Raw genomic sequence first — 25,427 nt, 5'->3', positions numbered from 1 at the left:
AGAGAGCGCGGCGTCACCCTCCCAGGGTAGGCGGGGCCCGGCGGTATGCTCGCCCCGTGTCGACGAGCCTGCGCACCTCAGCCCTGGGCGTCACCGCGGGCCTCATCGGGTGGTTCATCCTGGTCGAGATCGTCAGCGGCATCCTGCAGGGGTACTACGTTCCGCTCTTCAGCGACATCGTCGCGGAGCTCGGGATCCACGACTCCGACGTGAACTGGTTCGAGGCCGCGCAGCTGCTGCTGTCCGCTCTCGTCGTCCCGGTGCTGGCCAAGCTCGGCGACATGTACGGCCACAAGCGCATCCTGCTGATCGCCGCCGTCCTGACCGCGGCGGCGACGTGGTGGCTCGCGTTCGCGGCATCCTTCTGGACCTTCCTCATCGCGTGGGCGCTGCAGGGCTTCTACGTCGTCTGGCTCCCGCTCGAGATCGCCCTCATCTTCGAGCGGGGCAGGCGGCAGCGCCACGGGGTGTCGCTCACCCGCCGTGCCGCGGGACTGCTCGTCGTCGGGCTGCAGGCCGGAGCCATCATGGGCGCCCTCGCCGCCGGACGGATCTACGCCGCCACAGCGGGCGACCTGACGGTGACCCTCATCGTGCCGGCCGTGGCGGTCACTCTCATCGCCGTCGTCATCTGGCTGGCGGTGCCCGAGTCCGCGCCCGAGCCGGGCCGGCGGCAGCTCGACTCGCGCGGATTCGTGCTCCTCGCGGTCGCGCTGCTCCTCGTCACGAGCGCCCTGACGTTCCTGCGGCTGAACGGCCCGGGCGCCGTCTGGGTGTGGGGACTCCTCCTCGCCGGCATCGCCGGATTCGTCGCGTTCGGGCGCTTCGAACTGCGACAGCCCGATCCGGCGGTCGATGTCCGGATGCTCGCGCGGCCGGAGATGTGGCCGGTGCAGGCCACCGCCTTCCTCGTGGGCATCAGCCTCCTCGGGGCGCAAGGCCCCCTGTCGACGTACGCCGGCACCGATCCGGCCCTCGGGTACGGGCTGGGCCTCGACGCCACCGACCGTTCGAACATCATCGGGGTCTACCTGGTCTCACTCATCGTGGGGGCGGTGCTGTTCGCCGTCTCGTCACGACGCGCGAGCCCGCGGATCGTGCTGATCGCCGCGGCGCTGCTCGTCGGGGTCGGCTACGCCCTCTTCCTGCCGTTCCACCGCGAGCTCTGGCAGGTGCTGCTCAACCTCTGCATCGCGGGTCTCGGCTGCGGCGCGCTCGTGGGGGCCATGCCTGCCGCCGCCGCCGCCGCGGCTCCGCGCGGACAGACGGGCGTGGCGTCGGCCATGACCAACACGACCAAGACGATCGGCGGCACCTTCTCGTCGGCCGTCTTCGGTGTCGTGCTCGCCGCGGGTGCCGGCGTCATCGCGAGCGAGACGGCCGCATCCCTCGGCGGTTACCTCACGGTCTGGGCGATCTGCGCCGCGGGCGGCTTCCTGGCCGCGATCCTTCTGTTCGTCGTGCCGCGGGTCGCGTTCGCCGACGCGGACGAGGCCGCGGCTGTCGCGTCATCCTCGGGTGGCGACGACCCGCTGGCACACCCCCGGGCGTGACCTCGGCAGGGTGCCGCCAGGACTCAGGCCTCGGGCGAGCGCGGAACCAGGGGGCCGCGGGCCAGCAGGTGCTGCGCCGACTGGGCGACGGGACGCATCGTGACGAGGTCGAGGTTGACGTGACCGGGCGCATTCAGCGCGTAGGCCACGACATCCGCGACGTCCGCGGCGACGAGGGGCTGCTCGACCCCGTCGTACAGCCGGTCGGCCGCCTCCTGGTCGCCGCCCAGGCGGTTCAGTGTGAACTCCTCGGTGCGGACCATGCCCGGAGCGACCTCGACCACGCGGATGGGCTCGCCGTTGACCTCCAGCCGGAGAGCGTGGACGAGCATCGACTCCCCCGCCTTGGCCGCGTTGTAGCCGGCGCCGCCGGGGTAGGCCGTCTGGGCGGCGGTGGAGGTGACGTACACCGTGTCGGCATGACCGCCGCCGGCGGAGACCGTACGGCGCAGCAGCGGGAGCAGGGTCGCCGTGATGCGCTGCGCCGACAGGACATTCACCTCGAACATCCACTGCCAGTCCTCCGCCCGCCCATCCTCGACCCGGTCGGTGCCCCGCGCGCCGCCGGCGACGTGGATGAGCGCATGGAGGTCGCCGGAGGCCTCGAGGTGCTCGGCGAGGGCGGCGACGTCGGCCGCGCGGGTCAGGTCTGCGGCGAAGGACGCCGAGCCGACCTCGGCGTCGAGGGCCTCGAGCCGTTCGGCGCGGCGTGCGACGCCCACGACGTCCCAGCCCGAAGCGCGCAGTGCGCGCACGACTGCCTCGCCGATTCCCGAGCTGGCACCGGTCACCACTGCGCGTCGCGTCATGATCCCACCGTAGCGGCCTCCCCCCGGGCGCACCCGCGACCTCCGGCAACCACGTTACGCAGCGTGTCCGCTGCATTGTCGCGCGCCGGGGGTTTCCGTACGCTCGACCCAGGCCGGCGACCGTCGCCGCTTCCCGACCCGATGGAGCCACGCATGTCCGCATCCGAGAACTGGCGCTTCGAGACGAAGCAGATCCATACGGGAGCCGCGCCCGACCCCGTCACCAAGGCGCGGGCGACGCCGATCTACCAGACCACCTCATACGTGTTCGACAACTCCGACCACGCCGCGAACCTCTTCTCGCTGGCCGAGTTCGGCAACATCTACACCCGCATCCAGAACCCCACGCAGGATGTCGTCGAGCAGCGTCTCGCCGCGCTCGAGGGCGGCACCGGTGCCCTCCTCGTCGCGTCGGGCCAGGCGGCGGAAACGATCGCGATCCTGAACATCGCCGAGGCCGGCGACCACTTCGTCTCGTCGAGCTCGATCTACGGCGGCACGTACAACCTGTTCAAGTACACCCTCGCCAAGCTCGGCATCGAGGTCACCTTCGTCGAGAACCAGGACGACCTCGAGGAGTGGCGGCGCGCAGTCCGGCCGAATACGAAGCTGTTCTTCGCCGAGACGATCGGCAACCCGCAGATCAACGTCCTCGACATCCGCGGCGTCTCCGAGGTCGCCCACGAGGCCGGTGTGCCGCTGATCGTCGACAACACGATCGCTACGCCCTACCTCATCCGTCCGTTCGAGCACGGCGCCGACATCGTGGTGCACTCGGCCACCAAGTTCCTCGGCGGACACGGCACGGTCATCGGCGGTCTGATCGTCGACGGCGGACGCTTCCCCTGGACCGAGCACTCGGAGCGCTTCCCGGGCCTGACGACACCCGACCCGTCGTACCACGGCGCGGTCTACACGCAGGCCGTCGGCGATGCCCTCGCCTACGTCATCAAGGCCCGCGTGCAGCTGCTCCGCGACCTCGGCGCAGCCATCTCCCCGCAGAGCGCCTGGCTGCTCATCCAGGGCATCGAGACGCTCTCGCTGCGCATCGAGCGCCACGTGCAGAACGCCCAGGAGATCGCCGAGTGGCTCGAGAACCACGATGACATCGCCTCGGTGAACTACTCGGGCCTGCCGACCTCGCCGTGGTACGCCGCCGCGAACCATTACGCGCCGAAGGGCGTGGGCGCGGTGCTGTCGTTCGAGCTCAAGGGCGGGGTCGCGGCCGGCCGGGCCTTCGTCGACGCACTGCAGCTGTTCAGCCACCTCGCGAACATCGGCGATGTCCGCTCGCTCGTCATCCACCCCGCATCGACGACGCACTCGCAGCTGACCCCCGAGCAGCAGCTCACCACCGGAGTGACCCCGGGCCTCGTGCGTCTGTCGGTCGGTCTCGAGAACATCGACGACCTCAAGGCCGACCTCGAGCAGGCCCTGGCCGCTGCCCGCCAGGTCGTCGAGGCGGCGCGCGCCTGATCGTTCCTCCTCAGAACGACCGGATGCCCCGGCCCACCGTCAGCGGTGGGGCCGGGGCATCCGTCGTCTACAGGGACGTCAGTCGGCGTCGGAGGCCGTGGTGATCTCCTCGCCCTGAACCTGCTCGCGGTCGCTCTTCTCCTTGTCGCCGCGGGTCTTGGCGAGGCTCGCGACGGTGGCGACGGCGACGGTGGCGGCGATGAACAGCAGCGAGAACCAGATCGGGATCTCGGGCACCCACAGCAGCGGCTCGCCGCCGTTGATGAAGGGCAGCTCGTTGACGTGCAGCGCGTGGAAGACGAGCTTCACGCCGATGAACGCCAGGATGACGGCGAGGCCCTGCGCGAGGTACACCAGACGCTCCAGCAGGCCGCCGATGAGGAAGAACAGCTGACGCAGGCCCATCAGCGCGAACGCGTTCGCGGTGAAGACGATGTACGCCTCGTTGGTCAGACCGTAGATCGCCGGGATCGAGTCGACGGCGAAGACGAGGTCGATGAAGCCGATCGCGATGATGACGAGCATCATCGGGGTGACGAACCGCTTGCCGTTCTTCTTCACGGTCAGCTTGTCGCCGTTGTACTCGTCGGTCACGGGGAGGTGACGACGCACGAACCGCATGAACTTGCCGTTCGCCGGGTCGGAGTCACCGTGCGAGAACGCCTGGCGGTAGGCCAGGAACAGCAGGAGGGCACCGAAGATGTAGAAGATCCACGAGAAGTTCTCGATGAGGGCCGCGCCCACCGCGATGAACGCACCGCGCATGACCAGCGCGATGATGATGCCGATCATGAGCACCTTCTGCTGGTACTTCTTCGGCACCGCGAACCCGGTCATGATGATGAGGAAGACGAAGAGGTTGTCGATCGACAGAGCCTTCTCGGTGAGGTAGCCGGCGAAGTACTCCCCCGCGAACACCCAGCCCCAGCCGGGCACGAAGCCGATGACGACGCCGAAGATCAGGGCGAGGCCGATGTAGAAGGCCGACCAGCGCGCCGACTCGGCGATGGACGGTTCGTGCGGGGTACGCACGTGGGCGAAGAACTCGTATACGAAGAAGGCGATCGTCACAGCGATGGTGATGATCCAGACGAGCGGAGTGATTTCCACGAAGGCTCCAAGGGGTCGACGGTAGCGGACGGCCAGGTCTCCTTCATCCCTCGTGAGAGGGACCGGCGCCCCGGAACGCGACTTCGGGTTCGTAATGACGGGCACGCCGCAGGTGGAAGTACTCCCCTTGCTTCGCGGTAGCTTACGCGACGATCGAGGCGCTCAGGCGCACATACCCTGAAGCATGGACGCTGCAACCTCGCACCGCTACCGCTCCTTCGCCGCGTGGGCCCGGGAGAGCTCGCCCCGCTATGCCGAGTGGGCCGATGCGATCGCCGATGACCCGGGCCTCAACGGGCGTATCGCCGCGCTCGGGGAGCGCCGCGGCCAGCCCAACCTCGTCTTCGCCGCCGCACGCTGGGCCGGCTGCGGCATCGAGCCCTTCCCCCGCTGGCGCGAGAACCTGTTCGAGGCCTGGGACCGGGTGGCCGCGATCACCGCCGAGCGGCGCACCCAGACCAACGAGGTCGGCCGCTGCGCCACCCTCCTGCCGGTGCTCTCGCGCATCGACGGCCCCGTCGCACTCCTCGAGACCGGCACCGCCGCCGGCCTCTGCCTCTTCCCCGAGCGCTACTCGTACGCCTACGCGTCGCCGGCGGGCGAGCATGTGCTCCGCCCGCCGGCGGGGGTCGTGACGGATGTCGGCGCGGGTCCGGTGCTCGGCTGCCGTGTCGACGCCGCCGACGTCGTTCCGGACACCCTGCCCGATGTGGTCTGGCGGGCGGGCATCGACCTGGCCCCGATCGATGTGCGAGACGAGGATGCCGTCGCCTGGCTCGAGACGCTCGTCTGGCCGGGCACCGTGCACGACGAGCGCGTCGGCCGGCTCCGCGCCGCCGTCGAGGTGGCGCGCGCCGACCCGCCCCGGATCGTCGCGGGCGACATCCTGGACCGGCTTCCCGAACTCGCGGACGAGAGCCCGCGCGAGGCGACCCTCGTCGTCTTCCACAGCGCCGTGCTCATGTACCTCGACGCGGATGCGCGGCTCCGCTTCACCGAACTCGTCCGCACGCTCGGACAGCGGACGGGCCGGAGGGTCGTCTGGATCTCGAACGAGGCCCCGGGGGTCCTGCCGAAGGCCGACGAGCGGATGCCGCAGGGCGTCGACGCCACCGGCAGCTTCATCCAGACCGTCGACGGCGTTCCCGTCGCGCTCGCAGGTCAGCACGGCGCCACCTACGAGGTCGCACCGTTCCGGCCGTGACGTAACACGCGAGCACGCCGCGCCTGCAGCCGCGAGAATGGCACGCATGGACTGGCAGACCTCCGAAGACACGGTGCCCAGCGCGCCGATCACGGAGGCCGATGCGCGCCTGCTGGGCGGGCGTCCGCCCGCGACGGGCGCCTGGCGCGACGGCGACCCCGTCGGGCACCGCAGCTTCGGCGTCTTCGGTCCGCTCGTCACCGAGAGCGGCGAGCAGCTGCCGAGCTTCCGCCTCGCCTACGAGACGTGGGGCGAGCTCTCGCCGGCGCGCGACAACGCCGTCCTCGTCCTCCACGCCCTCACCGGCGACAGTCATCTGCGCGGCGACGCCGGCCCGGGGCATCCGACGGCCGGTTGGTGGGAGGACATCGTCGGGCCCGGCGCGCCGATCGACACCGACCGCTGGTTCGTCGTGGCGCCCAACATGCTCGGGGGCTGTCAGGGTTCGACGGGCCCGTCATCGATCGCGACCGACGGCTACGAGTGGGCGGCACGGTTCCCGCATCTCACCATCCGCGATCAGGTCGCAGCTCAGGCCCGTCTCGCCGATGCGCTGGGGATCGACGTCTGGGCCGCGGTCATCGGCGGCTCGATGGGCGGGATGCATGCGCTCGAGTGGGGCATCGGTCATCCCGATCGGCTCGAGCGTCTGGCGGTACTCGCCGCGCCGCCGGTGAACACCGCCGACCAGATCGCGCTCAACTCGGTGCAGCTCGAGGCCATCCGCATCGACCCGCGCTTCCAGGACGGCGAGTACTACGACTCGGGCGCCGGAGACGGGCCGCACCGGGGTCTCGCCCTCGCGCGACGGATGGCACTGCTGAACTACCGCAGTCCCACCGAACTGAATCTGCGGTTCCAGCGCACCTGGCAGTCGGGCAAGAGCCCGCTCGGCGACGGCGGGCGCTTCGCCGTCGAGAGCTACCTCGACTTCCACGGCAACAAGTTCACGCGACGCTTCGACGCGAACAGCTACATCACCCTCGTCGAGGCGATGAACTCGCACGACGTGGGCCGGGGTCGCGGCGGCGTCGAAGATGCCCTGTCGCGCGTGAGCGCGCGCACCCTCGTCCTGGGCATCGACTCGGACCGGCTGTTCCCCGTCGAGGGTCAGCACCGGATCGCGCGCGGCATCCGCTCTCTGATCGACGACGACGCGGTGGTCATCTCGAGCGACTTCGGGCACGACGCGTTCCTCATCGAGACGCCGATCGTCGGCGCGCACCTGCGCCGCCTGCTCGAGGGCTGACGCTTCAGCGCGCCGGCGTCGCGGAATCCGATGACCGGTCCTGAACCGGTGCCTGCCGCCGTGCACGTTCCTCGGCGACGAAGCTCGCCGCGGCCACCACGAGCCCGCCGAGCGCGAGCACGACGCCGACCCAGACCGGTGCGACATATCCCAGCCCTGCGGCGATGACCGCGCCGCCGAGGGCCGCTCCGAGGGCGTTGCCCATGTTGAGCGCCGAGTGGTTGAGCGCCGCGGCGATCGATTGGTTGTCGCCGGCGACATCCATCAGGCGCGTCTGGATAGTGGGGCTGAGCGCCGCGGAGAAGAACCCGACGAGGAAGACGAACACCGCGACGGTCACAATCCAGCCCGCCGTCAGCGCGAGGAGCACCTGCACGAGCGCCAGAGCCACCAGTCCGCCGATGAGGCTCCGCCGCAGGTCGCGGTCGGCGAACCTGCCGCCAACGAGGTTTCCGGCCGTCATCCCGAGGCCCGCGACCACGAGCACGATCGGCACGGCCCACTGCGGCGAGCCCGCCACCTCGGTGACGAGGGTGGCGACGTAGCTGTAGACCGCGAAGAATCCGCCGAAGCCGATCGCGCCGATGCCGAGGGCGAACCACACCTGTCCGATGCCGAAGACGCGCAGCTCGGCGCGAAGGGTCCGCGAGGGCTCGCCCGCGTGATGCGGAACCGTCAGAGCGATCGCGATCGTCGCGGTCGCGAAGATCGCGGCGACGACGAGGAAGGCCGCGCGCCAACCGAACTGCTGCCCGAGGAACGTGCCGAGCGGGACGCCCACGACGTTGGCGATCGTCAGCCCCGTCAGCACGAACGCCACGCCCTGCGCGCGTTTGCCCGGCCCGAGCACGTCGGCTGCGACGAGCGCGCCGATCCCGAAGTAGGCGCCGTGGGGCAGGCCGGCGAGGAAGCGCGAGACGGCCACGAGCTCGAAGGAGGGCAGCACGAGGGTCAGGCCGTTGAAGACCGTCAGCGCGAGGGCGAGGAAGACCATCACCCGGTGCCGGGGATACTTCGCCACGACACCGGCGATCGTCGGCGCGCCCACGACGACACCGGCCGCATAGAGCGTGATGAGCAATCCCGCCTGCGCGATGGCCGCCTCGGGATCGGTCGCATACACGCCGGGCATCAGCTCGCCGGCGATCTCGGGCAGGAGGCCCATCACGACGAACTCCGTCATGCCGATCCCGAAGCTGCCGATCGCCAGCGAGAACAGAGCCCAGCGGGCGTTCGAGCGAGGAATGGCGGGTGTCGTCACTCCGGGAGCGTAGCCGCGCCGTCCCCCTCGTGTCGAATCGATTCGAGAGCGCCCTCGAGGCGGTCGATCTTGGCGTCGAGCTCGCCGCTGTACCCCGGGCGGATGTCGGCCTTGAGCACGAGCGAGACGCGCGAGCCGAACGGCATCACGGCCTCCGTGGCCCGCTTGACGACATCCATCACCTCGTCCCACTCGCCCTCGACCTCGGTGAACATCGACGTGGTGCGGTGCGGAAGGCCGGATGCGCGGACGACGGCGACGGCTGCGGCGACCGCGTCGTGCACCGAACCGTCGGCACGGCCGGTGCCGCTGGGGGCGACGGAGAAGGCGATGAGCATGGTGACCTCCGGATCAGGCGGGGATGGACGGGGACGCCCGGACCGGCACGCGCACGAGGCGCACCACCATCCAGACGCCGAGGACGACGAGGAGGGCGTTCCGCACGGTCAGCACGCCGACACCGAGCGGGTGTGCCGCCAGGACCTGGCCGTACAGCAGCGGGTACACGAGCTGAGTGAGGGCGCAGAGCACGAGGACGAGCATCGCCGGACGAACCCACGCCCGCCGGGCGAGGACGAGCCCCAGCACGACCGGCGGGACGAGCCAGCACAGGTACTGGGGCGATCCGACTTTGTTGAGCGCGATGAAGACGACGACGATCGTCAGCGCGGCCACCGGCAGCAGATCCTTCACGGCCGCGCCGCGCCGCGCCTTGAGCGACGCGACGATGGCGACGCCCCCGACGCCGAGAGCGAGCACGGGAGTCATCGCGGCGATGACCGGGTCGATGTCGGCGCCCGTGACCTGGAAGGTGAGGATCTCCGTCGAGTAGTAGACGAAGAACCCGGGCATCCCGAGCATCTGTCCCCAGAGGTAGTACGTGCTGACGGGGGCCTCGACCTGCAAGCCTCTGCCGGTCTGGTCCCCGACGAATCCGAACGCGTGCTCGATACCGCCGGCGGCGGCCACAGCCGCAAGGGTGAGAGCGGAGACGGCGAGACCGGCGCCGACGAGGGCCGATCGGCGCCGGAGCGCGATGACCGCCGCCGCGATGATCGCAGCCGGCCAGACCTTGATCCAGGTCGCGACCGACAGCAGGATGCCGGCCAACCACGGCCTCCCCCGGAGCCACAGACAGCCCATGACGGCGAGCGCGACCGTGACGGCGTCGAGCCGGTAGAGCCCGACAGGACCGAGGAGGAGGATCGCAGCGAGCCAGAACCATGCCGCTGTCACGCGGCCGCGCGAGCGCGCACGCCCGACGAGCGCGGCGAACGCGACGGCATCCAGGACCGCGACGAGGATCGCCCAGGCCACCGTGTAACCGGCGACCCAGGCGAAGCCGTGGGCGAGGACGAGCGGGAGAAGGGCGAGCTGAGGGTAGACCCAGTCCTCGTCGATCCCGACGATGCCCTCACCGGCGAGGGCTCGCTGCGACCAGGGTTCGTAGACGAGGTAGACATCGCCCATCGGCTGGTTCGGGAGCACGAATCCGAGCACCGACACGACGAGGTGAACCACCGCGAACGCGACCCACAGCGTTCCCCGTCTCGACACCGTCACATCCTATGGCGAGCGAGCCGCGGTGTTCCGGGCGGGCTCAGCGGGCGGGGTCGCCGCCCGCGAGCAGGGTGGCGATGACCGCCGGGACCGCCTCGGCCACGTCGAGCGCCGTGATCGGCCCCGGGCCGGCGCTCCGCGCCGCGTGGCCGTGCACGTAGGCCGCGGCTGCGGCGAGCGGCGCGAGAGCCGCGGCATCCAGGTCGTGCTGTGCTCCCCGCGCCGCGACGATCGCGCCCAGGATGCCGCCGAGCACATCGCCCGTTCCCGCGGTCGCGAGCCAGCCGGTGCCGGCGCGGACGACGGTGCTCCAGCCGTCGGGTGCCGCGACGACCGTCTCGGCGCCCTTCAGGAGCACCGTGATCCGCGCGACGGCGGCCGTCTCCCGAGCCGAGGCGACGCGCTCCACGAGCGACGTGGGTTCGGCGTCGTCGAGCCCGAGCAGGCCGCGCAGGCGCGCGTGCTCGCTCCGGTGCGGAGTGACCACGAGCGGAGCGCTCGCGCCGGGCACGAGGTCGAGGGCACCGGCATCGACGACCACCGGCACCTCCCCCTGCAGGAGCTCGCTCAGACGCGCCGTCTCGGCCGCGGGGCGGGTCGCGGCATCCGTGCCCGATCCGATCAGCCAGGCCTGCACGCGTCCCGGCGCGGTGACCGTCTCGGGCCGCCGCTGGAGCGCGAGGTCGGCCGGCCGGTCGGGGCCGAGGTATCGCACCATGCCGAGCCCCGTGCGCCAGGCCGCTTCGACGCCGAGGACGGCGGCTCCCGGATACTCCTGCGATCCGGTTCGCACCCCGAGGACGCCCCGGGAATACTTGTGGTCGTCGGCAGTTGGCTCGCGCAGGAGCGCGACCGTGTCGCGCGCATCCCATTCGTGGATCTCGACCATGGCGCCACCCTATCGGCGCCCCGAAGGAGCCCGGCGTGAGCCAGTTGTTCAGCCCCCTGACCGTCCGCACCCTCGAGGTGCGCAATCGCCTTTGGGTCGCGCCCATGTGCCAGTACTCCGCGCGGGACGGCATCCCCAACGACTGGCATTTGGTCCACCTCGCCCAGTTCGCCTCGGGCGGCGCCGGGCTCGTCATGGCCGAGGCGACCGCGGTCGTACCCGAGGGACGCATCACCCCCGACGACACCGGCATCTGGAACGACGAGCAGCGGGATGCCTGGCGTCCCATCGTGACGGCGATCCACCACCGTGGCGCTGCGGCGGCCATCCAGCTCGCCCACGCCGGCCGTAAGGCGTCGACGTACTCGCCGTTCGCCCTCGAGCGCGGAACGGTGCCGGCGGCCGAAGGCGGATGGCAGTCCCTCGCGCCCTCGGCCGTGGCGTTCGACGGGTACGCCCGGCCCGATGAGCTCGATGCCGCGGAGATCGATGCGCTCGTGACGGCTTTCGCCGACGGAGCGCGGCGATCGCTCGAGGCGGGCTTCGACGTGCTCGAGATCCACGCCGCGCACGGCTATCTGCTGCACGAGTTCCTCTCGCCGCTGTCCAATCAGCGCACCGACGAGTACGGCGGGTCTCTCGAGAACCGCGCACGGCTGCTGCTGCGCATCGTCGAGGCGGTGCGTGCCGCCGCCCCCGACGCGCCGCTGCTGGTCCGCTTCTCGGCCACCGACTGGGCCGAGGGCGGATGGGATGTCGCCGAGACGGCGACGGTGTCGACCTGGGCGCACCAGCGCGGCGCCGACCTGATCGACGTCTCGAGCGGCGGGCTCGTCGCACACCAGCGCATCACGACCGGACCCGGCTATCAGGTGCCGTTCGCGAGCGAGGTCCGCAGCGCCACCGGTCTGCCGGTCAGCGCCGTCGGCGAGATCACGACGGGGACGCAGGCCGAGGAGATCCTCGCCGCGGGCGACGCCGACGCGATCATGGCGGGCCGGGAATGGCTGCGCGACCCGCACTTCGGCCTCCGCGCGGCCGACGAGCTCGGCGAGGACAGCTCGCTGTGGCCGCCGCAGTACGTGCGCGCTCGGCGCCGCTGACCGCATCGGCTGTCGCGCCAGGGCGGAAACGCGACGCCGCCGCATCCCGATTCACCGGGTGCGGCGGCGTCGTCGTTCGACGGGCTCAGCGCGGGGCGCGGCGGGTGGCGTCGTGCACCTCGCCGATGAGCTCCTCGATGATGTCCTCGAGGAACAGCACCGCGGTCGTGCGACCCTCCGTATCCCGCACCTGAGCCAGGTGACGGCTCGAGCGGCGCATGAGCGCGAGAGCGTCTTCGAGGTCGGTGGTCTCGGCGACCGGCACCATCAGGTGGATGCGCTTGGCCTTGATCGGACGGGATGCGGCATCACCGTCGTCCTCGGCCTCGCGCAGCACGTCCTTCAGGTGCACGTACCCGACCGGCTGATCGGCGTCGTCGACGATGACGTACCGCGAGAAGCCGTGCCGCGATACGGCGCGCTCGACGTCCTCGGGAGTGGCCGACTCGGGCAGGGTGACCAGTTCGGTCAGGGGCACCGCGACATCCGCCGCCTTCTTGTCGGTGAACTCCACGACGGCTGCGACCGTGCCGGAGGCGTCGTCGAGAACGCCCTCGATGCGGGACGTCGCGACGATCGTGGCGACCTCGTCCAGCGTGTAGGTCGAGGTCGCCTCGTCCTTCGGCTCCACGCGGAAGAGCCGCACCGCGTGGTTGGCGATCCAGTTCAGCGCGACGATGACCGGGTAGAACAGTCGCGACACCCATCGCAGCGGCGTCGCCAGCAGCAGGACCGCCCGGTCGGGCAGCGAGAACGCGAGGTTCTTCGGGACCATCTCGCCGAACACGACGTGCAGGTACGACACGACCAGGAGCGCGACGGCGAAGGCGATGACGTCGACGACCGCCTCGCCCCACCCGGTGAGTCCGAGCGGCACCGCCAGGAGGTGGTGGATCGCCGGCTCCGACACGTTCAGGATCAGGAGCGAGCAGATCGTGATGCCGAGCTGGCAGGTCGCGAGCATGAGCGTCGCGTGCTCCATCGCCCACAGCGCGGTCTTCGCCGAACGCGACCCCTTGTCCGCCAGGGGCTCGATCTGCGAGCGTCGCGCGGAGATGACGGCGAACTCGCTCGCGACGAAGAACGCGTTGAAGACCAGCAGCACGACGAGCCAGGCCAGTCCCGCCCAATCGCTCATCGGAGCCCCCCGTTCTCGGGTCGTTTCGCCGTTCGCATGGGTTCGAGCGCGGACTCGGCCGGAGCGGACTCGGTCGGAGCGGTCTCGGGTGCGAGGGTCGGTTCGAACCGCACCCGGTCGACCCGGCGTCCGTCCATGCGCTGCACCGTGATCGTTCCGTCCTCGATGTCGACGGTGTCGCCGACCACCGGGATCCGCTCGAGCACGCTCATGACGAAGCCGCCGACGGTGTCGTAGACGTCGCCCTCGGGCACGCGGATGCCGGTGCGGTCGAGCACCTCGTCGGGACGCAGCTCGGCGGGGAAGACGATGCCACCCGCGACGCGAAGGACGCCCGCACGGTTGCGATCGTGCTCGTCGAGCACCTCACCGACGATCTCCTCCACGAGGTCCTCGAGGGTGACGACTCCGGCAGTCCCGCCGTACTCGTCGACCACGATCGCCATCTGATACCCGCGGGCGCGCAGCTCGCTCAGCACGGCATCCAGGTGCACCGCCTCGGGAACCCGCAGCGGCTCTTCGGCGATCGCGGCGGCGGGGACGTCCGCTCGGCGCTCGCGCGGCACGCTGACGGCCTGCTTGACGTGGACGATGCCGGTGATGTCATCCATCGAGTCGCCGTACACGGGGAACCGGCTGTGACCCGTCCGCCGAGCGAGCTGGATGACGTCCTCGACGCTGTCACCGGCGGCGACGGCGTGCAGGCTCGGACGCGGCGTCATGACGTCGGCGGTCGTCAGCCGGGCGAAGGTCAGCGATCGGTCGAGGAGCGATGCGGTGTCCTTCTCGAGCACGCCCGCGCTCGCGGACCGGCGGACGAGACTCGACAGCTCCTCGGCGGACCGGGCGCCCGACAGCTCCTCCTTGGGCTCGACGCCCATCGAGCGGAGCACCCCGTTGGCGCTGCCGTTGAGCAGCGTGACCGCCGGGCGGAACACCGTGGTGAAGAGGGTCTGGAACGGGATCACGAGCTTCGCGGTCTGACGCGGGATCGCGAGCGCGAAGTTCTTGGGGACGAGCTCGCCGACGATCATCGAGAACACCGTGGCGATCGAGACGCCGACCACCGCCGCGACCGGGCGCGAGATGGTGTCGGGCCATCCCCACGTCTCGAAGGCGGGCGTCAGCAGGTTCGAGATGGCCGGTTCCATCGTGTAACCGGTCAGCAGCGTGGTCAGGGTGATGCCGAGCTGCGCGCTCGAGAGATGCGTCGAGGTGATGCGCAGCGCCGCGATCGTCATCGCCAGCCGCGACTCCCCCGCCGCCTGGCGCGCCTCGAGATCTGCGCGATCGAGGTTGACGAGGGCGAACTCACTCGCCACGAACAGACCGGTGCCGACGGTCAGCAGGAGCCCCACGCCCAGCATGACGAAGTCCATCAGGCGTCACCCCCGATCTGTCGGGGTCGGCGGGGCGAGGGTCGGCAACTGGGAGGGTCGTCCATCGTGCGCCCGATCTTACGCGCTCCGGCGCGCCGGAGCGGCTCCGCTTCGCTCTCCGTCCGCTCGGCTGGGTCGCACTTCGGGGTGTCCGGCGCGTTTCGAGCCGCGCTTGACCTCGAGAAGTGCGCCTCGCATCGGTTCCTCCCCCGGACGTCCTGGGATGCCGGAGTGCACGGTGAGGGATGCTGCTCGCACCGCGCCTCCCCACCCGGGCAGGCTTCCCGCATGAGCTGGGTGATCCGACCACCGCTGGCTGTCGTCGTCCGGCGGCGCGAGACGGACGAGGCCACCGCGCGGCTGCTCGATCGGGCGCGCCGAACCGTGGCCGCCACTCCGATAGCGCGCGGCTCGTATGCCGCATCCGAGGCCTGGGCGACGCTGACCCCGCGCGATGCGCACGCCCAGCGCGCGTGGGAGGCGGCGGCCCGCTTGCGCCCGGGCACCGTCTTCTCGCATCACGCGGCCGCCGCCGTGCTCGGCATCGATTTGATCGACTCGTGGCCGCGAACGATCGACGTCACCACGGACACGTCTGCGGGCTCGTCCGGCGTCATCCGCCGCCATCGTCGTCCGCTGGACGCCGACGAGGTGATGCCGTGGGGCGATCATCTCCTCACGACGCCCGCGCGCACGGCCGTCGACCTCGCCTCGATCCTGCCGTTCGTCGGCGGGGTGGTCGCCGCCGACCAGCCCCTGTGGCAGCGGCGCCCGAGCGGTGCGCTGTGCACGCGACACGAGCTCGCAGCGGCGGCATCCCGATACGGCGGCCGCGCCCACGCCCGGGTCGCCGCCGTGAGCGAGTTCGCCACCGGCCTCTCGGACAGCGTCCGCGAATCGGAGAGCCGCGTTCTGATCCACCGGCTCGGCTTTCCCGCACCGACGCTGCAACAGCGCTTCATCCTGCCGGACGGACGCGAGGCGTTCGCCGACTTCTGGTGGCCCGACTATGAGCACATCGGCGAATTCGACGGCACCGGCAAGTACCTCGATCCGGCGATGCGGCGGGGACGCACACCCGAGCAGGCGCTCCTCGCCGAGAAGGATCGGGGCGACGCGCTGCGGCGCCAGGTCCGGGCGCTCTCACGGTGGCGCACGCCGCACCTGCGAAGCCCCCGGCTGCTGTACGACATCCTGCGCGCCGACGGCCTCCCCTCGGCCCGCCCGCGTCCCGGGCGCTGACCCGAGCGCACGGCGCGGCCATCCGGCGCACTTTCGACCACCGGCCGCAGGACGAACCGCGCGCAACCTCACGGACTGCGCCTCAAGCACAGCTGAGCAGGCCCGCACCCGCGCCCGCGCCCGCGCTGGCGGCGAGCCCTACCAGCTGACGGGGAGCGCCTTGCCCTCTTCGTACCCGGCGGCCGACTGGAGACCCACCGTCGCCCGGTCGTGGAACTCGGCGACCGACGCCGCCCCCGCGTAGGTGAACGACGAGCGGACGCCCGAGGTGATCATGTCGAGCAGGTCCTCCACGCCCGGACGCAGCGGGTCGAGGTAGATCCGCGACGACGAGATGCCCTCGGCGAACAGCTCCTTGCGCGCTCGTTCATAGGCGTCGAGCCGTCCGAATCGGCCGACGACGGCCTTCGTCGAGGCCATGCCCCACGACTCCTTGAACACCCGGCCGTCGTCATCGACCTGAACCTCGCCGGGCGACTCGATCGTGCCGGCGAACCACGACCCGATCATGACGGATGCCGCACCCGCCGCCAGCGCCAGAGCCACATCACGCGGGTAGCGGACCCCGCCGTCGGCCCACACGTGCGCGCCGCGCTCGGCGGCTGCCTGCGCCGTCTCGAGCACGGCCGAGAACTGCGGCCGCCCGACGGCGGTCATCATGCGCGTCGTGCACATGGCGCCCGGCCCCACCCCGACCTTGAGGATCGTCGCCCCCGCCTCGACGAGGTCGGCGACGCCGTCGGCCGTGACGATGTTCCCGGCCACGATCGGAAGCCCGAGGTCGAGGGCGGCGACCTCGCGCAGCGCGCGGAGCATGCCTTCCTGATGACCGTGCGCCGTGTCGACGACCAGAACGTCGACCCCCGCCGCCGCGAGCGCGCGCGCCTTGGCCGCCGCGTCGCCGTTGATGCCGATCGCCGCCGCGACGATGAGGCGGCCGTCGCCGTCGACAGCGGGCCGGTAGATCGCCGTGCGCAGGGCGCTCCGCCGCGAGAGGGTGCCGACGAGCGCGCCCTGATGCAGCATCGCGACGACCGGTACGTCGGCCGCGTCGATGAGGTCGAAGGCGGCGCGCGCGTCGGTCACGTCGTCCGCGTCGATCGCGGTCGCGCGATCGCGGACGAGATCGCCCAGCCGCGCGTCGGGAAGCGCCGTCGCGAGCCGACGCGCCGGGACGATGCCCGTGATGTCGTCGATGCGCAGCGACGGCGCCGCCGGATCTGCGACGACGATGCCGTGGCCGTCGAGGGCGGGCAGGATGCGGGATGCCTCGGCCACGGTCGCATCCGGCGAGAGCACGATGGGGGTGTCCCAGGCGACCGGCTGATCCTTCACCCACCGGATGGCGGCGTCGAGATCCTGAAGCGGCATGTCCTGGGGCAGCACGCCGAGTCCGCCGCGACGGGCGAGCGTCGCGGCGAGGCGCGGGCCCGTGACGGAATTCATGTTCGCCGACACGATCGGCAGCGTCGCGGCCGTGCCGTCGCCGGGTGCGAGGTCGACGTCGAGGCGGCTCGTGATCGCCGAGCGGCGGGGCACGAGGAAGACGTCGGAGTACGTCAGGTCGACCGTGGGCTCGGCACCGGAGAAACGCATGTCTCCTACGCTACGCCGCCCACCGGACAGCCGGCCGGGAAGCCCCGCCGGCGACCGAGGGCGCTGCGCGCCACCGCCGAACGGACGGGATCACGATGCGGTACCACGGCCGCGGATACGGCATTCGCTCCGGTGATCTGGGCTACCCTAGGAGACTGTGCGCGGCGGCGGACGACCGCCGTGAGAACTGAACTTCACCGATGAAAGCAGGCGATCTGCCGTGTCCAGCCAGGCGACCGGAACCGGAACCTCGAACGACGGAGAGTTCGGAGCGAACGAATGGCTCGTCGCTGAACTGTACGAACAGTTCCGCGAAGACAAGAACTCGGTGGACAAGGAGTGGTGGCCGACCCTCGAGGCCTACGCCTCGCACCTGGGCGACGCCGGGGGGCGCGCAGCCGCCGAGCCGGCCGCACCTGCCGCTCAGCCCGCTCCCGCTCAGTCCGCGGCCACCCCGGCGGCGACGACGGCGCACCCGGTGACGGCTCCCGTGCCGACGGTCGGTTCGCAGCCGGTGGCTCGCACCACGGCCCGCCCTGCTGCGGCTCAGCCCGTTCCGGCACAGGCGCCCACCGCGCCCGCCGCCGAGGTCGAGCAGCGCGAGGACGTCGTCACCCCGCTCCGCGGCATGCCGAAGACGCTCGCCGCCAACATGGACGACTCGCTCACGGTACCCACCGCGACCAGCGTGCGCACGATCCCCGCGAAGCTGATGATCGACAACCGCATCGTCATCAACAACCACATGTCGCGCACGCGCGGCGGCAAGATCAGCTTCACGCACCTCATCGGCTGGGCGCTCATCCAGGCCCTCAAGGCCTTCCCGAGCCAGAACGTCTCGTACGCCGAGGTCGACGGCAAGCCATCGGTCATCGCGCACGCGCACGTCGGTCTCGGCATCGCGATCGACCTGCCCAAGCCCGACGGCACTCGCGCGCTCATGGTCCCGAGCATCAAGCGCGCCGAGTCGCTCACCTTCACCGAGTACCTCTCCGCATACGAAGACCTGGTCAGCCGCGCCCGGAAGAACAAGCTGACGGCGGCGGACTTCCAGGGCACCACGATCTCGCTGACCAACCCCGGCGGCATCGGCACGGTGCATTCGGTCCCCCGCCTCATGCGCGGCCAGGGCAGCATCATCGGCGCGGGCGCCCTCGACTACCCCGCCGAGTTCCAGGGGTCGAGCGAGAAGACGCTCGTCAACCTGGGCATCGGCAAGACCATCACGCTCACGAGCACCTATGACCACCGCGTCATCCAGGGAGCCGGCTCGGGCGAGTTCCTCAAGACCGTCCACGAGCTGCTGATCGGCAAGAACGGCTTCTACGACGAGATCTTCGCCGCACTGCGCATTCCGTACGCGCCGATCCAGTGGTCGACCGACATCAACGTCGACCTGGCCGAGCGCGTGGACAAGACTGCCCGCGTGCAGGAGCTCATCAACTCCTACCGCGTGCGCGGTCACCTCATGGCCGACATCGACCCGCTCGAGTATCGCCAGCGTACGCACCCCGACCTCGAGATCGAGCAGCACGGGCTGACCTTCTGGGACCTCGACCGCGAGTTCGTCACGGGCGGCTTCGGCAGCAAGCGCGTGATGAAGCTCCGCGAGATCCTGGGCGTCCTGCGCGACTCGTACTGCCGCACCATCGGCATCGAGTACATGCACATCCAGGATCCCGAGCAGCGGAAGTGGTTCCAGGACAACGTCGAGGTCAAGTACCAGAAGCCCGGACACGACGAGCAGCTGCGCGTCCTCGGCAAGCTCAACCAGGCCGAGGCGTTCGAGACCTTCCTCCAGACGAAGTTCGTCGGTCAGAAGCGGTTCAGCCTCGAGGGCGGCGAGTCGCTCATCCCGCTCCTCGACGAGATCCTCCAGGGCGCGGCGCGCACCGGCCTCGAGGGCGCTGCGATCGGCATGGCCCACCGCGGCCGCCTCAACGTCCTGACGAACATCGCCGGCAAGACGTACGGCCAGGTCTTCCGCGAGTTCGAGGGCTCGGTCGCGATCGGCTCGAAGAGCGGATCCGGCGATGTGAAGTACCACCTCGGCACCGAGGGGACCTTCGTCGGCGACGAGGGCCACGAGCTCCCGGTCTACCTCGCCGCCAACCCGTCGCACCTCGAAACCGTCGACGGAGTCCTCGAGGGCATCGTGCGCGCGAAGCAGGACCGCGGCCCGATCGGATCGTTCTCGTGGCTGCCGATCCTCGTCCACGGCGACGCGGCCTTCTCCGGCCAGGGCGTCGTCGTCGAGACGCTGCAGATGTCGCAGCTGCGCGGCTACCGCACCGGCGGCACCGTGCACGTCGTCGTCAACAACCAGGTCGGGTTCACGACCCTCCCCCTCGACGCGCGCACCTCGGTCTATGCGACGGATGTCGCCAAGACCATCCAGGCGCCGATCTTCCACGTCAACGGCGATGACCCCGAGGCCGTCGTCCACGTGGCCCAGCTGGCCTTCCGCTACCGCCAGGAGTTCAAGCGCGACGTCGTCATCGACCTCGTCTGCTACCGCCGTCGCGGTCACAACGAGGGTGACGACCCCTCGATGACCCAGCCCCTCATGACGAACCTGATCGAGGCGAAGCGTTCGGTGCGACGCCTCTACACCGAGTCGCTCGTCGGCCGCGGCGACATCACCGAGGAAGAGTACGAGCAGGCCAAGCGCGACTTCCAGGACCGACTCGAAGTCGCCTTCGCCGAGACGCACGCCGCCGAGACCGGCGCCTCGGGTCCGGTCGGACTCTCGGGACCCGTCGACCAGGCCGTCGGCGAGCCCGAGACCACCGGTGTCGGCGAGGACGTCATCCAGCAGATCGGCGATGCATTCGTCAACGCACCCGAGAACTTCACGGTTCACGGCAAGTTGAAGCAGCTCCTCGACAAGCGCCACGACATGAGCCGCAACGGCAACATCGACTGGGCGATGGGTGAGCTCTTCGCCTTCGGCTCGCTGCTGATGGAGGGCACGAACGTGCGCCTCGCCGGTCAGGATGCCCGCCGCGGCACGTTCGTGCAGCGCCATGCCGTCCTGCACGACCGCTCCAACGGCCAGGAGTGGCTGCCGCTCGCGAACCTGTCGGAGAACCAGGGTCGTTTCTACGTCTACGACTCGCTGCTGAGCGAGTACGCCGCGATGGCGTTCGAGTACGGATACTCGGTTGAGCGCGCCGACTCGCTCGTGCTGTGGGAAGCGCAGTTCGGAGACTTCGCCAACGGTGCGCAGTCGGTGATCGACGAGTTCATCTCGTCGGCCGAGCAGAAGTGGGCGCAGCAGTCGGGCGTGGTTCTGCTGCTCCCCCACGGCTACGAGGGCCAGGGACCGGATCACTCGTCGGCCCGCATCGAGCGCTATCTGCAGATGTGCGCGCAGGACAACATGACGGTCGCACGTCCGTCGACTCCGGCGTCGTACTTCCACCTGCTGCGTCGTCAGGCTTACGCCCGCCCCCGCCGCCCGCTGGTCGTGTTCACGCCGAAGGCGATGCTGCGCCTGCGGGGTGCGACGAGCCCGGTCGCGGACTTCCAGAACGGCAAGTTCGAGCCCGTGATCGACGACAGCTCGATCACCGACAAGAGTGCGGTCAAGCGCGTCCTGCTGCACGCCGGCAAGATCCACTGGGACCTGAAGTCGGAGCTCGACAAGAAGCCGAACCCCGCGATCGCCCTCGTGCGTCTCGAGCAGTACTACCCGGCGCCGATCGAGGAGCTGAAGGCGGTCCTGGCGGGCTACCCGGATGCCGAGATCGTGTGGGTCCAGGACGAGCCCGAGAACCAGGGGGCCTGGCCCTTCATCGCCCTCGAGGCGTCGGTCAAGCTCGACGGGCGTCCGGTCCGCGGCGTGACCCGTCCGGCCGCGGCATCCACGGCCACCGGGTCGCCCAAGGTCCACGCGGTCGAGCAGGCCAAGCTCATCGAGCAGGCGCTCACCCTCTGAGCCGGACACGAGAGAGGGGGCGGACGTCGAACGTCCGCCCCCTCTCTCGTTGCACCGTCGCGATCAGGAGATCGTGCGCAGCGCGTCGCGCTCAGGCGTGCGCGGCCTCCTGGGCCTGGCGAAGCCGGGCGAGCACCTGGTCGCGCAGCTCTCCCGGAGCCGATTCACGGCACGCTCGTGCCACGACCTCGGTCAATGTCCGCGAGACCAGGGCCTCGTCCCGGCATGCCGGGCACGATTCCAAGTGCTCGCGGATATCGGCGTGCTCGGTCTTGCAGACCTCGTCGCGCAGGTACTCTTCCAGGTCGCGTCGCGCCTTCTCGCAGCCGCAGTCGCTCATTTCTTGCTCCTCGTGGCGGGCGTGGCGATGCCCCGCTCTTTCGCATAGTCGGCCAGCAGGTCACGAAGCAGTCGTCTGCCTCGGTGCAGACGACTCATGACCGTGCCGATCGGGGTTTTCATGATGTCGGCGATCTCCTGGTAGGCGAAGCCCTCGACGTCGGCGAGGTACACCGCCAACCGGAAATCCTCGGGGATCGACTGCAGGGCATCCTTGACGACGGATGCCGGCATGCGGTCGATCGCTTCGGCCTCGGCGGATCGGCTGCTCGACGCGGTGGTGGATTCCGCCCCGCCCAGCTGCCAGTCCTCGAGGTCGTCGATGGTGCCCTGGTAGGGCTCCCGCTGCTTCTTGCGGTAGGTGTTGATGTAGGTGTTCGTCAGGATCCGGTACAACCAGGCCTTGAGATTGGTGCCCTGTGTGAACGAGGACCACGACGCGAAAGCCTTGACGAACGTCTCCTGGACGAGGTCGGCCGCGTCGGCGGGGTTCCGGGTCATCCGCATGGCTGCGGCATACAGCTGGTCCATGAACGGGAGCGCCTGCTCCTCGAACTGGGCGCTCGGATCGGTGACCGCTTGCTCTTCCATCAGCGGCCAGTCTACGTGGGCGTCCCACGGGGTGATCACGGGATCAGCGAGTGCGATCATGGACTCCCTTCCTCGACAGGATGAACGCGTTCGATACTGTGGAAACCCATGAGCCACGCCGCGTATTCCCCCCGTCCCGCCGACCACGGCGCACCGTGGCGCGCTCCCCTCGCCGACGGCCCCGTCCGGGCCGAGGTCGCGGTCCCCGGATCCAAGTCGCTGACCAACCGCGAGCTGGTGCTCTCCGCCCTCGCCGAGTCGCCGTCGCGCCTCGTCGCACCGTTGCATTCCGACGACTCCGCCCGGATGATCGAGGCCCTGCGGGCTCTCGGAGCCAAAATCGAGGCCGTGCCCGGCGAAGGCCGTTTCGGCCCGGACCTCGTCGTGACCCCCCTCGGCGCGGAGGCGGCCGACGCGGTCGTCGACTGCGGTCAAGCGGGCACCGTCATGCGCTTCGTCACCCCGCTGGCGGGCCTCGCCCGCGGCGAGGTCACCGTCACGGCGCACGAGAGCGCGCTCCACCGCCCCATGGCGGAGATGATCAGGAGCCTCCGCGAGCTCGGCGTCGACATCGACGACGGCGGCCGGTGGACGCTCCCCTTCCTCGTGCACGGACACGGTCACGTGCGCGGCGGCGAGGTCACGATCGATGCCAGCGCCTCGAGTCAGTTCGTCTCGGGCCTGCTCCTCGCGGCACCGCGCTTCGATGTCGGCCTCCGCCTCATCCATGACGGTCACCGACTGCCGAGCCTGCCCCACATCGACATGACTGTCGAGGCCCTCGGCCACCGCGGTGTCTACGTCGAGCGTCCGAGCGAACGCGAGTGGCTCGTCCCCGCCGGCCCGCTTCGCGGCAAAGAGCTCACGATCGAGCCCGATCTGTCCAACGCCGCCCCCTTCCTCGCGGCAGCAGCCCTCACCGGCGGCCGGGTCACGATCCCCCACTGGCCGGTGCACTCGACCCAGCCCGGGGCCTTGCTCGTCGACATCCTGACGGAGATGGGGGCGCGCGTCACGCGGCGAAGCGGCGTCCTGTCGGTCTCCGGGACCGGCGAGATCCGCGGGGTCGACCTCGACCTCTCCGCAGCGAGCGAGCTCACCCCCTCCCTGTTCGCGCTCGCGGCATTCGCCGACTCCCCCAGCACTCTGCACGGCATCGGCCACATCCGTGGTCACGAGACCGACCGCATCGCGGCCCTCGTCGGCAACCTCCGGGCCCTGGGCGGCAAGGCGGAGGAGCTGGAAGACGGCATCCGCATCACCCCGGCACCGCTGCGAGGCGGTCTGTGGCGGGCGCACCACGACCACCGCATGGCCACTGCGGGGGCCATCATCGGCCTGCGCGTGCCCGGGGTCGAGGTAGACGACATCGGCACGACCGCGAAGACGATGCCGGAGTTCCCGCAGCTGTGGGCGGAGATGCTCGGCGCAGACTCGCAGGCCGACCAGTGAGCTGGCTCGGCGACGACGACGATGAGGACTACGACGAGTCCGACATCCGCATGCGTCCGAACCCCAAGGCGAATCGGCCCCGCACCAAGCGGCGACCCGCGCACAACGATGCTCAGGTCGCCCGCGTCGTCGGCGTCGACCGCGGGCGCTACACCGTCCTCATCGACGAAGACGGCGACGACGAGCACACGACCCTCGCCGTCCGGGCCCGCGAGCTGCGCAAGCAGCCCATCGTCAGCGGCGACCGCGCGCGCGTCGTGGGAGACGTGACGGGCGACGAGGGCACACTCGGCCGCATCGTCGGCATCGAGCCGCGCACGACGCTGCTGCGGCGGAGCGCCGACGACACCGACCAGGTCGAGCGCATCGTCGTCGCGAACGCGGACCAGATGGTCATCGTCGTCGCGGCGGCCGACCCCGAGCCGCGTCCACGACTGGTCGACCGCTATCTCATCGCAGCGCTCGACGCCGGCATCCATCCGATGCTCGTCGTGACCAAGACCGATCTGGCCGACCCCTCGACGTTCCTCGCCCACTTCGAGGGCGTCGACGACCTCGAAGTGCTCACGAGCGGACGCGACCGGATGCCGGTGGACGAGCTCGGCGCAAAGCTCGTCGGTCACGCGACGGTGTTCGTCGGGCACTCCGGAGTCGGGAAGTCGACGCTCGTGAACGCCCTCGTCCCGACGGCCGCCCGGGCGACCGGTCACGTGAACGAGGTCACCGGACGCGGCAGGCACACCTCGAGCTCGACGGTGTCGCTCCGCTACCGCGGCCCCGCCGGACGCGGTTGGGTCATCGACACCCCCGGCGTGCGTTCGTTCGGTCTCGGGCACGTCGAGCCCGCCAACATCCTGGCCGCTTTCACCGATCTGGCCGCGGTCGCCGAGGAGTGCCCGCGCGGGTGCACGCACCTCCCCGACGCCCCGGACTGCGCGATCGCCGATGCCGTCGCCGCGGGCCGGCTGGGCGAGCGCGGGCCGGCACGGCTCGATTCGCTCCAGCGACTGCTCGGGACCTTCTCGGCCGGCGTCGACCCCGCCGTCCGCCGTTCTAGGCTGGAATCATGACGCGTCTGGAAGCGGGCGACCCCGCACCCGAATTCACCCTCGACGACCAGGACGGCGCGACCCTGTCGCTGTCGGATCTGCGCGGCCGGCGCACGGTCGTGTTCTTCTACCCGGCGGCCATGACCCCCGGGTGCACCCGCGAGGCCTGCGACTTCCGCGACAGCGTCGAGCCGCTTCGTGCCGCAGGCATCGAGGTCGTCGGCATCTCCCGAGACGACCAGGCCAAGCTGCGGCGGTTCCGCGACCAGGAGCAGCTGACCTACCCGCTGCTCAGCGACCCCGACCGCGCCGTCCACGAGGCGTACGGCGCGTGGGGCGAGAAGATGAACTACGGCAAGACCGTCGAGGGCGTCATCCGCTCGACCTTCGTCATCGATGCCGAGGGCCGCATCGAGCACGCGCTCTACAACGTCAAGGCGACGGGGCACGTCGCGCGCGTCCGCTCGCTGCTCGGCCTGGGCTGAGC

General features: G+C 70.5%; 21 protein-coding genes. 10 read left to right on the top strand and 11 right to left on the bottom strand.

What is annotated here, in order from left to right; all coding sequences use genetic code 11:
• Nucleotides 1-56: 56 nt before the first annotated feature.
• A complete protein-coding gene (locus ACPYN5_RS02170; protein ID WP_424447341.1) occupies nt 57-1,553 on the top strand; it encodes an MFS transporter in 1,497 nt (498 codons plus the stop codon).
• A 23-nt stretch (nt 1,554-1,576) separates the two neighbouring features.
• Here the strand turns inward: ACPYN5_RS02170 and ACPYN5_RS02165 are convergent, their stop codons facing one another.
• Nucleotides 1,577-2,362, bottom strand: coding sequence for an SDR family oxidoreductase (locus tag ACPYN5_RS02165; RefSeq protein WP_424447340.1), 786 nt, complete (start codon nt 2,360-2,362; stop codon nt 1,577-1,579).
• Nucleotides 2,363-2,515: 153 nt separating this feature from the next.
• Between ACPYN5_RS02165 and ACPYN5_RS02160 the strand changes: the two genes are divergently transcribed.
• On the top strand, nt 2,516-3,838 hold the full coding sequence (locus tag ACPYN5_RS02160) for a bifunctional o-acetylhomoserine/o-acetylserine sulfhydrylase (protein WP_424447339.1): 1,323 nt from the start codon (nt 2,516-2,518) through the stop codon (nt 3,836-3,838).
• A gap of 78 nt (nt 3,839-3,916) precedes the next feature.
• Here the strand turns inward: ACPYN5_RS02160 and ACPYN5_RS02155 are convergent, their stop codons facing one another.
• Complete coding sequence (locus ACPYN5_RS02155) at nt 3,917-4,948, bottom strand: TerC family protein (protein WP_424447338.1); 1,032 nt, start codon at nt 4,946-4,948, stop codon at nt 3,917-3,919.
• A 184-nt stretch (nt 4,949-5,132) separates the two neighbouring features.
• Between ACPYN5_RS02155 and ACPYN5_RS02150 the strand changes: the two genes are divergently transcribed.
• Together ACPYN5_RS02150 and metX are read left to right on the top strand one after the other, a co-directional pair.
• A complete protein-coding gene (locus ACPYN5_RS02150; RefSeq protein WP_424447337.1) occupies nt 5,133-6,152 on the top strand; it encodes a DUF2332 domain-containing protein in 1,020 nt (339 codons plus the stop codon).
• A 46-nt stretch (nt 6,153-6,198) separates the two neighbouring features.
• A complete protein-coding gene (gene metX, locus ACPYN5_RS02145; protein WP_424447336.1) occupies nt 6,199-7,401 on the top strand; it encodes a homoserine O-acetyltransferase MetX in 1,203 nt (400 codons plus the stop codon).
• Between the two features lie 4 nt (nt 7,402-7,405).
• Here the strand turns inward: metX and ACPYN5_RS02140 are convergent, their stop codons facing one another.
• Genes ACPYN5_RS02140 through ACPYN5_RS02125 form a run of 4 tightly spaced genes read right to left on the bottom strand, consistent with a single transcriptional unit; the run spans nt 7,406 to nt 11,111 of the window.
• Complete coding sequence (locus tag ACPYN5_RS02140; protein WP_424447335.1) at nt 7,406-8,662, bottom strand: MFS transporter; 1,257 nt, start codon at nt 8,660-8,662, stop codon at nt 7,406-7,408.
• Complete coding sequence (locus ACPYN5_RS02135; protein WP_424447334.1) at nt 8,659-9,000, bottom strand: thiamine-binding protein; 342 nt, start codon at nt 8,998-9,000, stop codon at nt 8,659-8,661. The genes ACPYN5_RS02140 and ACPYN5_RS02135 overlap by 4 nt, the downstream gene beginning before the upstream one ends.
• A 13-nt stretch (nt 9,001-9,013) precedes the next feature.
• A complete protein-coding gene (locus tag ACPYN5_RS02130) occupies nt 9,014-10,219 on the bottom strand; it encodes a glycosyltransferase 87 family protein (RefSeq protein WP_424447333.1) in 1,206 nt (401 codons plus the stop codon).
• A gap of 43 nt (nt 10,220-10,262) precedes the next feature.
• Nucleotides 10,263-11,111 carry an ADP-dependent NAD(P)H-hydrate dehydratase gene (locus ACPYN5_RS02125; protein ID WP_424447332.1) on the bottom strand — a complete coding sequence of 283 codons (849 nt, stop codon included), beginning with the start codon at nt 11,109-11,111 and terminating at the stop codon, nt 10,263-10,265.
• 35 nt (nt 11,112-11,146) lie between these two features.
• Between ACPYN5_RS02125 and ACPYN5_RS02120 the strand changes: the two genes are divergently transcribed.
• Nucleotides 11,147-12,214, top strand: coding sequence for an NADH:flavin oxidoreductase/NADH oxidase (locus ACPYN5_RS02120; RefSeq protein WP_424447331.1), 1,068 nt, complete (start codon nt 11,147-11,149; stop codon nt 12,212-12,214).
• An 85-nt stretch (nt 12,215-12,299) separates the two neighbouring features.
• Here ACPYN5_RS02120 and ACPYN5_RS02115 read toward each other — a convergent pair whose 3' ends face one another.
• Both ACPYN5_RS02115 and ACPYN5_RS02110 read right to left on the bottom strand, forming a co-directional pair.
• Nucleotides 12,300-13,352 carry a hemolysin family protein gene (locus ACPYN5_RS02115; RefSeq protein WP_424447330.1) on the bottom strand — a complete coding sequence of 351 codons (1,053 nt, stop codon included), beginning with the start codon at nt 13,350-13,352 and terminating at the stop codon, nt 12,300-12,302.
• Nucleotides 13,349-14,731 (bottom strand): hemolysin family protein, encoded by a 1,383-nt coding sequence (locus ACPYN5_RS02110; RefSeq protein ID WP_424447329.1) that lies wholly within the window; start codon nt 14,729-14,731, stop codon nt 13,349-13,351. Before ACPYN5_RS02110 ends, ACPYN5_RS02115 begins: the two co-directional genes overlap by 4 nt.
• Before the next feature lie 288 nt (nt 14,732-15,019).
• On the opposite strand from ACPYN5_RS02110, the gene ACPYN5_RS02105 reads away from it, so the two are divergent.
• Nucleotides 15,020-15,973, top strand: coding sequence for a hypothetical protein (locus ACPYN5_RS02105; protein ID WP_424447328.1), 954 nt, complete (start codon nt 15,020-15,022; stop codon nt 15,971-15,973).
• Between the two features lie 138 nt (nt 15,974-16,111).
• Here the strand turns inward: ACPYN5_RS02105 and guaB1 are convergent, their stop codons facing one another.
• Complete coding sequence (gene guaB1 / locus ACPYN5_RS02100) at nt 16,112-17,569, bottom strand: GMP reductase (protein WP_424447327.1); 1,458 nt, start codon at nt 17,567-17,569, stop codon at nt 16,112-16,114.
• A 220-nt stretch (nt 17,570-17,789) separates the two neighbouring features.
• Here guaB1 and ACPYN5_RS02095 point away from each other — a divergent pair, with 220 nt between their 5' ends.
• Complete coding sequence (locus ACPYN5_RS02095) at nt 17,790-21,509, top strand: multifunctional oxoglutarate decarboxylase/oxoglutarate dehydrogenase thiamine pyrophosphate-binding subunit/dihydrolipoyllysine-residue succinyltransferase subunit (RefSeq protein ID WP_424447326.1); 3,720 nt, start codon at nt 17,790-17,792, stop codon at nt 21,507-21,509.
• Nucleotides 21,510-21,600: 91 nt separating this feature from the next.
• Here the strand turns inward: ACPYN5_RS02095 and ACPYN5_RS02090 are convergent, their stop codons facing one another.
• Both ACPYN5_RS02090 and ACPYN5_RS02085 read right to left on the bottom strand, forming a co-directional pair.
• Entirely contained in the window at nt 21,601-21,849 is a 249-nt protein-coding gene (locus tag ACPYN5_RS02090) for a zf-HC2 domain-containing protein (protein WP_424447325.1), read from the bottom strand.
• A complete protein-coding gene (locus ACPYN5_RS02085) occupies nt 21,846-22,439 on the bottom strand; it encodes a sigma-70 family RNA polymerase sigma factor (protein WP_424447672.1) in 594 nt (197 codons plus the stop codon). Before ACPYN5_RS02085 ends, ACPYN5_RS02090 begins: the two co-directional genes overlap by 4 nt.
• Nucleotides 22,440-22,547: 108 nt before the next feature.
• Here ACPYN5_RS02085 and aroA point away from each other — a divergent pair, with 108 nt between their 5' ends.
• The 3 genes from aroA to bcp are packed head-to-tail and all read left to right on the top strand — an operon-like array spanning nt 22,548 to nt 25,425.
• Entirely contained in the window at nt 22,548-23,891 is a 1,344-nt protein-coding gene (gene aroA / locus ACPYN5_RS02080) for a 3-phosphoshikimate 1-carboxyvinyltransferase (protein WP_424447324.1), read from the top strand.
• Nucleotides 23,888-24,961, top strand: coding sequence for a ribosome small subunit-dependent GTPase A (gene rsgA / locus ACPYN5_RS02075; protein ID WP_424447323.1), 1,074 nt, complete (start codon nt 23,888-23,890; stop codon nt 24,959-24,961). The genes aroA and rsgA overlap by 4 nt, the downstream gene beginning before the upstream one ends.
• A complete protein-coding gene (bcp, locus tag ACPYN5_RS02070; protein WP_424447322.1) occupies nt 24,958-25,425 on the top strand; it encodes a thioredoxin-dependent thiol peroxidase in 468 nt (155 codons plus the stop codon). Before rsgA ends, bcp begins: the two co-directional genes overlap by 4 nt.
• The last annotated feature ends 2 nt before the right edge of the window (nt 25,426-25,427 follow it).

This window comes from Microbacterium arborescens, assembly GCF_049707515.1.
Taxonomy (GTDB): Bacteria; Actinomycetota; Actinomycetes; order Actinomycetales; family Microbacteriaceae; genus Microbacterium; species Microbacterium arborescens_B.
This window is presented reverse-complemented; position numbering and strand designations above follow the sequence as displayed.